At 65.8% G+C, this 8,190-nt stretch carries 10 protein-coding genes and 1 tRNA gene; 5 read left to right on the top strand and 6 right to left on the bottom strand.

Going from position 1 to position 8,190, the window contains the following annotated elements; translation table 11 throughout:
- Positions 1–216: 216 nt before the first annotated feature.
- Positions 217–483, top strand: coding sequence for a hypothetical protein (locus tag OXC99_02330; protein ID MCY4623834.1), 267 nt, complete (start codon positions 217–219; stop codon positions 481–483).
- Positions 484–543: 60 nt separating this feature from the next.
- Here the strand turns inward: OXC99_02330 and OXC99_02325 are convergent.
- Positions 544–631: transfer RNA gene (locus tag OXC99_02325), tRNA-Ser, on the bottom strand.
- Between the two features lie 173 nt (positions 632–804).
- Here OXC99_02325 and OXC99_02320 point away from each other — a divergent pair.
- Entirely contained in the window at positions 805–1,080 is a 276-nt protein-coding gene (locus OXC99_02320) for a hypothetical protein (protein ID MCY4623833.1), read from the top strand.
- 13 nt (positions 1,081–1,093) lie between these two features.
- On the opposite strand, the gene OXC99_02315 is transcribed toward OXC99_02320, so the two are convergent.
- The gene (locus tag OXC99_02315; GenBank protein ID MCY4623832.1) at positions 1,094–1,351 is read right to left on the bottom strand and encodes a hypothetical protein; all 258 of its coding nucleotides are present in this window, start codon (positions 1,349–1,351) and stop codon (positions 1,094–1,096) included.
- Between the two features lie 188 nt (positions 1,352–1,539).
- Here OXC99_02315 and glmU point away from each other — a divergent pair, with 188 nt between their 5' ends.
- Positions 1,540–2,925 carry a bifunctional UDP-N-acetylglucosamine diphosphorylase/glucosamine-1-phosphate N-acetyltransferase GlmU gene (glmU, locus tag OXC99_02310; GenBank protein MCY4623831.1) on the top strand — a complete coding sequence of 462 codons (1,386 nt, stop codon included), beginning with the start codon at positions 1,540–1,542 and terminating at the stop codon, positions 2,923–2,925.
- A 6-nt stretch (positions 2,926–2,931) separates the two neighbouring features.
- Positions 2,932–4,176: a hemolysin family protein gene (locus tag OXC99_02305; GenBank protein ID MCY4623830.1), complete on the top strand. Its 1,245-nt coding sequence runs from the start codon at positions 2,932–2,934 to the stop codon at positions 4,174–4,176.
- 877 nt (positions 4,177–5,053) lie between these two features.
- Here the strand turns inward: OXC99_02305 and OXC99_02300 are convergent.
- Together OXC99_02300 and OXC99_02295 are read right to left on the bottom strand one after the other, a co-directional pair.
- Entirely contained in the window at positions 5,054–5,635 is a 582-nt protein-coding gene (locus tag OXC99_02300; protein ID MCY4623829.1) for a hypothetical protein, read from the bottom strand.
- A 160-nt stretch (positions 5,636–5,795) separates the two neighbouring features.
- Positions 5,796–6,053: a hypothetical protein gene (locus tag OXC99_02295; GenBank protein MCY4623828.1), complete on the bottom strand. Its 258-nt coding sequence runs from the start codon at positions 6,051–6,053 to the stop codon at positions 5,796–5,798.
- Positions 6,054–6,634: 581 nt separating this feature from the next.
- Here OXC99_02295 and rsfS point away from each other — a divergent pair.
- On the top strand, positions 6,635–6,988 hold the full coding sequence (gene rsfS / locus OXC99_02290) for a ribosome silencing factor (protein ID MCY4623827.1): 354 nt from the start codon (positions 6,635–6,637) through the stop codon (positions 6,986–6,988).
- A gap of 19 nt (positions 6,989–7,007) precedes the next feature.
- On the opposite strand, the gene ndk is transcribed toward rsfS, so the two are convergent.
- Positions 7,008–7,457, bottom strand: coding sequence for a nucleoside-diphosphate kinase (gene ndk, locus OXC99_02285; GenBank protein ID MCY4623826.1), 450 nt, complete (start codon positions 7,455–7,457; stop codon positions 7,008–7,010).
- Between the two features lie 40 nt (positions 7,458–7,497).
- Entirely contained in the window at positions 7,498–8,190 is a 693-nt protein-coding gene (tsaB, locus tag OXC99_02280; GenBank protein ID MCY4623825.1) for a tRNA (adenosine(37)-N6)-threonylcarbamoyltransferase complex dimerization subunit type 1 TsaB, read from the bottom strand.

The following is an 8,190-nucleotide window of genomic DNA, read 5'->3' as shown; positions in this document are numbered from 1 at the left end:
TTGCTCCCGGCTCTCCGATCAAGGTCGGCGGCGGCCCGTGTCTCCCTTCGAACCGGGAACGCACAGACCCAGCAAAAACTATACTCAACCACCTATCGCCTCTACGTGGTTTTCAACCCTTCTTTTGTGGAAAATGGTATATAATTCTGTGAAGAACTCCCAGTGCATCCGGGCCGGAAACGGCTCCGTTACTCCCAACCCAGGAGGTGAGATTCGGTGAGTGCAGACCGGCGGGACCGGGAGATAGAGGCGCTGCGGGAGCGCCTGTCGCGCCTGAGTGCGGCCAGCCTCCGCATCAACGAGAGCCTGGACTTCGACACGGTGCTGCGTGCCGTGATGGGAGTGCGCCCGCGTTTGTTTGCCGTGGGACGACAGCGACCACCCGACAAAGTGGAGACCCCCACCACTACGGCAGGGGTCTCAGCCTTGTGCATCTGCCCTCGCCCTATCGGCGCGTTCGACACACCAGAGGGGCGAAGGTAAAGGACAGGACTACAGCGCCAGCGCGAACCTGATCTGAAAAGTTCTTGATTTTATCAAGTCTGGTGGAGAGAGTGGGATTCGAACCCACGATGGGTTGCCCCATACCGCATTTCGAGTGCGGCGCATTCGTCCGCTCTGCCATCTCTCCGCGCGGCCTGCACCTTCTAGGGTAGCCAGCACACCGCCCGCTGGCAATCGGCCCGATGTTAATCGGCTCGCCGTAAACTCCCGTTGCACACGCTCTGCGCACTCTTGCACCGAGATTCGCGTCCGCGTACAGTGCGAGTGTTCCCGCTTACTTGATTTTCGAGAGGACCCCCTATGCCAAAATCCCTGACCAGGCTTGAGTTTGACCAATTGCTGCAGACCAACGTCGAGTGGATCGCGGAGTCGCGGGTGATGCGTCTGATGGAGCTGCAGTTCCCCGACCTCGATCTCGCGCCCGCCGACATCGTGGAGCGCTCCGACGGCACGCTGTCGCTCAGCACGGCACGGCTGCGCGCTTACGTTGGACTCGTGGCGGGCGAGGTTTTGGCGGCCTTCGACGAGGTGTTGCTGGACGTTGTCTACGCGGAGGACGAGGCTCCTCCGGCGTAACGCAGATCCCGCGTTAACCCTCGGCGCAGGGCGACAGCTCGGCGAGGTCAATCATCCTGGCGTCTGTGCGGTTGCTGACCAGCTCGCCGTCCTGCAGCGGCGTGGCGAGAACGTAGAGCAGTTGGTTGCGATCGATGGGAATGGGGTCCGTCTCGGCGGGAACAGTGACGTCGATGCGGCGTCGGCGGTACGCATAGCCGCACGACTCGCCGGGGGCGGTCTTCGTCTTGATGACGCGCATGCCGTCGCCAGTGAATTCGGAGATTTCCATGTCTTCCTCCATCCTTGCGTTTCGCTGCCATTATACCCAGCAGGTGGGCCTCATGGCCCACCCGTGCTCCTTGACAATGGGAACAGTATTTCCCTAGCATATGTGCGCAACAGCATGCCCATGGAGGCCAACCCTTTAGTAGTCCTTTCAAGGAAGAGCCCTTCTTAGCCGGCGCCGAAACATCGGCGGTGGACGGCAGACCTGTGAGCGCCTGGCAAGCAGTCGTTCTGGCCGCGGGAACCGGCGCCCGGATGCGTTCTGCCCTTCCCAAGCCCCTCCATCCCGTCGGCGGTCTGCCCATCATCGACCACGTTTTCTCCGCGCTCGCCGCCGCCGGTCATGATGCCCCCGTCGTCGTCGTGCCGCGGGACGCCGGCGCGCTGCCGGCGCATCTGGCGGGCCGAGCGCGGTTTGCCGTGCAGGAATCCCCCACCGGTACGGGCAGCGCTCTCCTTGCGGCTGAGGGCAGCGTCGATAAGTCCACCGGGCACGTCCTCGTCATGAACGGCGACACCCCCCTCATTCCCCCCGGCGTCATCGAGCGGTTGATGGCCGCCCACGAGGCGACGGGCGCGAGTATGACCCTGCTGACTGTCGAAAATCCCCTGCAGCCCGGCCTCGGCCGCATCCTGCGAGGGGACGACGGCTGCGTGGAGGCCATCGTCGAGGAGCGCGACGCCACGCCGGAGCAGCGCGCGGTGAACGAGGTCAACGGCGGCCTGTACGCGCTCCGCACCCAGGGCCTCTGGGACGCGCTCTCCCTGCCCTCGCCTGCGCCCAACGGCGAGCTGTACCTGACGGCCCTGGCAACCCTCTTCCGCGCTAGGGGCGAGATCGTCCACGCCGTCGCAGCAGACGACCCGCGCGACGTCATCGGCGTGAACACGCGCGATGACCTCGCGCTCGCCGAGACTTCCCTGCAGGAGCGCATCCGCGAGCGCTGGATGCTGGAAGGCGTGACGCTCGTCGATCCTTCCGCCACATACATAGACATCGGCGTGACGCTTGGGCGTGACACGGTCGTGCACCCCAACACGCACCTGCGCGGCTGCACCCGCATTGGCGAGCGGTGCGTCATTGGACCGAACGCCGTCATCCGAGACTCCGTCATTGGCGACGGCTGCACGGTGGTCGCGTCGATGCTGGAGGAGGCGACGCTGGAGACAGGCGCGGACGTTGGCCCGTTCTCCCACCTGCGGCCCGGCGCGCACGTCGGCACGGGGGCGCATGTGGGCAACTTCGTCGAGATCAAGGACAGCTCCCTCGGCCGCGGCGTCAAGGCGGGCCATTTCAGCTACATCGGCGACGCCACCGTCGGCGACGGCGCGAACATCGGCGCCGGCGCCGTCACCGCCAACTACGACGGCGCCGGCAAGCGCCGCACGGAAATCGAGGCGGACGCCTTCGTCGGCTCGGACACGGTGCTCGTGGCTCCGGTGCGCGTCGGCAAGGGCGCGCGGACAGGCGCGGGCGCCGTCGTCACCCGCGACGTTGCTGACGGCGAGACCGTTGTCGGCGTCCCCGCAAGACCCATCGACGCCGGCGGCGGCGATTCGACCGAACAAGAAAGGTAGCCCTTGTTGGAAAACAACGTCCTCATCCCCCTGGTCATCTGGCTGGTCACCCTGCCGCTCTCCGCGGCGGTGATCCTGTACCGGCATGCGCTGACGCGGGTGGAGTCCCGCAACGGCGCGGCAAACGGTGAGCACACCGGCCTGTCGCGGAGCGCATTGCAGGCCCTGATGCGGAAGCCGATGGAGACTGCATTTACGCTCTTGATGGTCTGTGTGGCGCTCCACGGCATCGGCATTGTGGCTCTGACGGCGTACCTGCTGGCCCGGGACCCAAACACGTGGCTCTTTGTGCTCTCGCTGCTGGGCGGGCTCGGCATCGCGCTGCTGCTCCCGCTGGCCTTCTACCCCGTGCTCAGGGGCCGCTGGCAGCGCATGGCGTTGGCCGGTGCGCCCGTCGGCGTCGTCGTGGCGGTCGTCTGTGGGCCGGTCACCGTCCCCCTCTACCGGCTGCTGCAGTCGATCGTCGGCCGCCCCGAGACACTGCCGCAGATCACGTCCGAGCTGGCGGCACGCTTTGACCGGGTCTTCATCCCGCTGCGCAAGGAGGTGAACCCTCCCGACGAGCGCGAAATGGCGATGATCCACGCGATCCTGAGCCTTGAGGAAACGGCCGTACGCGACATCATGGTGCCGCGGCCCGACCTGGTGGCCATCGACGTCAAGGCGCCCATCACGGAGGCGCTTGCGCTGATGCGGGAGGCGGGCCACAGCCGCATCCCGGCCCACGACAACGGCATTGACCACGTCCAGGGCATCCTGCACGCCCGTGACCTGCTGCGGTACGCCGAGACCCCCAACGGCGCGGCGCTCCGGGACTACCTGCGGCCCGCCCTCTTTGTGCCGGAGGGGAAGCGCGTCGACGAGCTGCTGGTGGAGTTCCAGCGGCGCCGCGGCCACATGGCCGTCGTCGTGGACGAGTACGGCGGCACCGTCGGCCTCGTCACGCTGGAGGACATCCTGGAGGAAATCGTCGGCGACATCGTCGACGAGTTCAACCAGGAGGAGCAGGAGGTCGAGGTCATCAGCAACGATGAGGTGGTGCTGGACGCGCGGGTGAACCTGAGCTTCCTGAAGGAGCACTTCTCCGTAGACCTGGAGGGCGACGGCTTCGACACTATGGGCGGGCTCGTCTACAACAAGCTCGGCAAGATCCCCAGCCAGGGCGACCAGGTCGTCGCCGGCGGCCTCCGCGTAGAGGTCCTCAGCACCTCCGGCCGCCGCATCACGCGAGTGCGGGTGCAGCGCCAGTAGGGGTGCTGAATTAGCGCCTCCGAACTGCTTTTCTGCGGGCGGTCTGCTTCCTCAGATCAACCAGGGTTTTGAGCCTCAGATTGCGTCATACCTAACAGACTATTAGAGAATCCGGATCGTAATCAGGCCACCAGCAGTATGGCCAGTCAACCCATAGTGGTGCAGTGGCGTTGTTGCCGTTGGTGTCCCGCACAAAGAGCGTGTAGACGCCAGGCGAGAGTAACTCAGCTACTGACAGGCTTAGGCTGACAACTGTAGTGAAGGCGCTGTTTCCGTTTGCCGTCAACCCCAGTACTCCAGTGGCCCCGTCTTCGCTCAGTAGTTCGCCGTAGATTGCGTCCCCCGGCTCAAATCCAGCTCCAGTGACACGGAAATGGAACCCATCGCGATTCCAATTCCCGCGATCAACTACAATGCTCGCTGCCGTGCTTGGCCCCTCAGTCCCAGCAGGCCCAGGTGGGCCCTGCAAACCCGGGAGCCCGGAGTTACCTGGTAAACCGGGTTCGCCTTGAATGCCGGGATCGCCGGGATTGCCTGGGAGTCCTGGAAGGCCGGGGACTCCGGGCTCGCCCGGCTCGCCCGATGGTCCCTGCGGACCCTGCGCGCCGCACGCTGCCAGAGTAAGCGTTGCCATCAACAGCATGGTCCACGCGATTACGCCAACTCGCTGAAGATCAAACATGGCCTTCGGCCTTCTTTACTGCCCGCACCTGGCTTCGCAGCAACATAGTAGCCATCCTGGAATAGCTGCCTTCGCTTGGGTAGCTACAGGCAAAAATCGAGGGTTTCCGGTTGTCGCCTTTGCCGTCGTACAAACAAGAGGCCCTGGCACAATCGTGCGCACCGGGGCCTCTACGTCCAGCCCGCTGCAAACGGGCTACTTCGCCGCCGTGATCGCCAGGGGAGCGGTCGCGTTGTTGCCGCTGTTGTCGCGGACGAAGAGCGTGTACACGCCCGGCCCCAGCGCCGTGAGACGCCTGAGGTCTATGCTTGCCATGGCCGAGAATGCGCCCGATTCCGTAACCGTGCCGCCGACCATGGAGAGGGGTTCATCCCCAGTGAACAGCTCGCCGTAGATGGCGTCGCCCTTGGCAAAGCCCGCGCCGATGACCGTGAAGCTGTTCTCAGCCCCCACAACGATAGGGCCGCCGTCCAGCGAGATCACGACGCTCGCGACGGTGCTGGGGCCGACGGGTCCCCGCGGGCCCTGGAGGCCGGCGAAGCCGGGGTTGCCCGGCTGGCCGGGATCTCCGGCTGGCCCCTGCACGCCTGCGTCACCGGGGTTGCCGGGGAGGCCGGCAAGGCCCGGCTCGCCGGGTGGGCCCTGCGGCCCCTGTGCGCCCTGGGCCCCCTCAGGCCCGCACGCCGCCATGACGAGAGCCGCCAGCATCGAGAGGATGAGGGCCATGCCCACGATGCGGCTGCTCGGCTGCCATGTCGATGATCGGTTGCTTGCCATGTTTGACTCCTTGACGGGAGGATAGTGGCGCTACCCTAACAGAACGCCCTGGCAGGCGCAAAGGGGCGGCGGAGTGGTTGCCGGGATGCGCCGCCTTCCGCGCAAACAAAAGAGGCCCCCGGGAAATCTTCCCGGGGGCCTCTTGGTTGACCTTGTTCTTCTATTCCTTGGGCTTCGTCACCACGATGGGGTAGGTGGCGTTGTTGCCGCTGGTGTCGCGGACGTGGAGGGTGTAGACACCCGGCGTGAGGGTCGCCAGCGATTCGAGGTCGAGGCCGGACGTGCTCATGAACGCGCCGGACCCGTTGGCGGTTGCGCCAACGACGGCCACCGTGTCCTCGCCACCGATGGCGATCTCACCGAAGATCACGTCGCCGGCCGAGAACCCGGAGCCCATGACGGTCAGAGAGTGCTCCATACCGTCCTCAAACGAGTTCACCGGAACTGCAATCGAGGCAGCGACGGACGGGCCGGGCGGGCCCTGCTCACCCTGTGGGCCCTGGACGCCGGGGAGACCGGGGTTGCCGGGGAGACCGGGCTCGCCCTGGACGCCCTGGACGCCCGGAAGACCGGGGTTGCCCGGGAGACCGGGAAGACCTGGCTCACCCTGGGGACCTTGTATGCCTTGCGGGCCGGCGGGACCTTCGCAAGCGGCGATCAGAAGGGCCAGCATAAGTACTGCGATGATAGCAATCCCACTGATGCGCCTGGGTGAATACCGTTCCATGAGATCCCCTTTCGTTTTACGAGGTGTTTGGGGCCTTGCTGCATTCACAGCAACCCATTCAGAATACCGCACCCTATAGTAGGGGCGCGTGTAAGGCGTGTCAACCCCTGCTATGCGCACCTTGCAACCGGTTTTGCCGCAGATACGCAGCCTTACTTGAAAGAACGAAACGCGGGCCCCGGATGTTCCCTTGCCCCCGCTTCCAATCTTCTCTGTGAGCGATGCCGCCGGTTCCACTGGACGTACTGGTGAAGCGTACTATAATGCCTGTGATGGCTAACGCAGGACCGCTACACATTGCACAGCGCGCAGTGGAAATTGCCAGCGACAAGCAGGCGTCGAACATCGTGTTGCTGGACATCCGCGAGATCGCGGACTTCGCTGACTACTTCGTGCTGCTGAGCGCCGATAACACACGGCAGATCAACGCCCTCATCGAGGACATCACGTTCGCGCTCAAGGGCGAGGGCATCCCGGTAAACCACCGCGAGGGCACCGTGCAGTCCGGCTGGGTGCTGCTGGACTACGGCGACGTCCTCATCCACGTCTTCTCGCCCCAGGAGCGTGAGTACTACCGCCTCGAGCAGCTCTGGCGCGAGGCCGTGCCCCTCGTGCACGTGCAGTAAGGCGATTCGCGAATCGCCCCTACTCGACGATCCACCCCTCGACGTTGCGCTCCCAGTCGACGACCTCCTCCGGCGCGAAGAAGAGCGCGACCTCGCGCACCGCCGCTTCCGGCGAGTCCGACCCGTGGATGAGGTTGCGCCCGATGTCGATGCCGAGGTCGCCGCGGATTGTGCCTGGCGCCGCTGCCGCGGGGTTCGTCGCGCCTACCGTCTGCCGCACGAGCTCGACGCTGTCCGGCCCGCGCACCGCCATCGCGATGATCGGGCTTGACGTGATGAACTGCACGAGTCCCGGGAAGAAGGGCCGTTCCACATGGGCCTCGTAGTGCAGATGGGCCAGCGCCTCGTCCACGCGCATGAGCTTCATGCCCACCAGTTGCAGCCCGCGGCGTTCCAGCCTGCTGATGATCTCCCCCGCCAGCCCGCGCTGAAGCCCGTCCGGCTTGATGAGCACAAGGGTTGTCTGGATGTCTGCCAAGTCGTTCCTCCTGGTGCTTGTTGTTCTCAGCCTATTGTATATTTGTCCGCCCGGACGGCATGGTGATGCTTGGCGGGCGCAGGTAGTTGGGCTCCAGCGTCTGCCGGTCCGGCGCGCCGCCGGATGCCAGCGCCGCGTGCCCCAGCGCCGCCAGCACGGCCGGCGACCGCGTCGGCGGTTCCAGCGCGATGACCCGCTCGTCCGGCGCGAGCTCCCGCAGGCGATCGGCCGTGTGCCATGCACCCTCGCCGCAGTAGACGGCGTCCGGCAGCGCGGCCTCGACCATTTCTGCGACCGTTGTGACCCGCTCCTCCGTCGTGCGCCGCCAGCCGTCGCCGTCGTGCTGGTACACGCACCACGCCACGCGGTCGCGCCCGACCTCCAGCAGAGGCAGCAGCGGCCCTGGCTCGGCCTTGAAGTGCCGTGCGGCCTCGACCTCCAGCGCGCTCACCGGCGCGATGGGGATGTCCAGCGATTCAGCCATCCCCTTTGCGAAGCCGAGGCCGACGCGCAGCGCGCTGAACCCGCCCGGCCCGATGATTGCCGCGATGCCGGTGATCTGCTTGGCGTCGGCGCCCGCATCCTTCAGCAGCTTCAGGACGGTGGGCGCGAGCTCCGCCGTGTGGTTGTTGCGGCTGTGCCACGAGGTCTCGGCGATGACGACGCCGTCCACGGAGAGGGCAACGCCCGCGTAGCGCGTGGCGGTGTCGATGCAAAGCTCCAC

The sequence above is a fragment of the Chloroflexota bacterium genome, from assembly GCA_026713825.1.
Taxonomy (GTDB): Bacteria; Chloroflexota; Dehalococcoidia; order Lucifugimonadales; family UBA1127; genus UBA1127.
The sequence above is the reverse complement of the archived record's forward strand: the minus strand, read 5'-3'. Positions and strand labels throughout refer to the sequence as shown.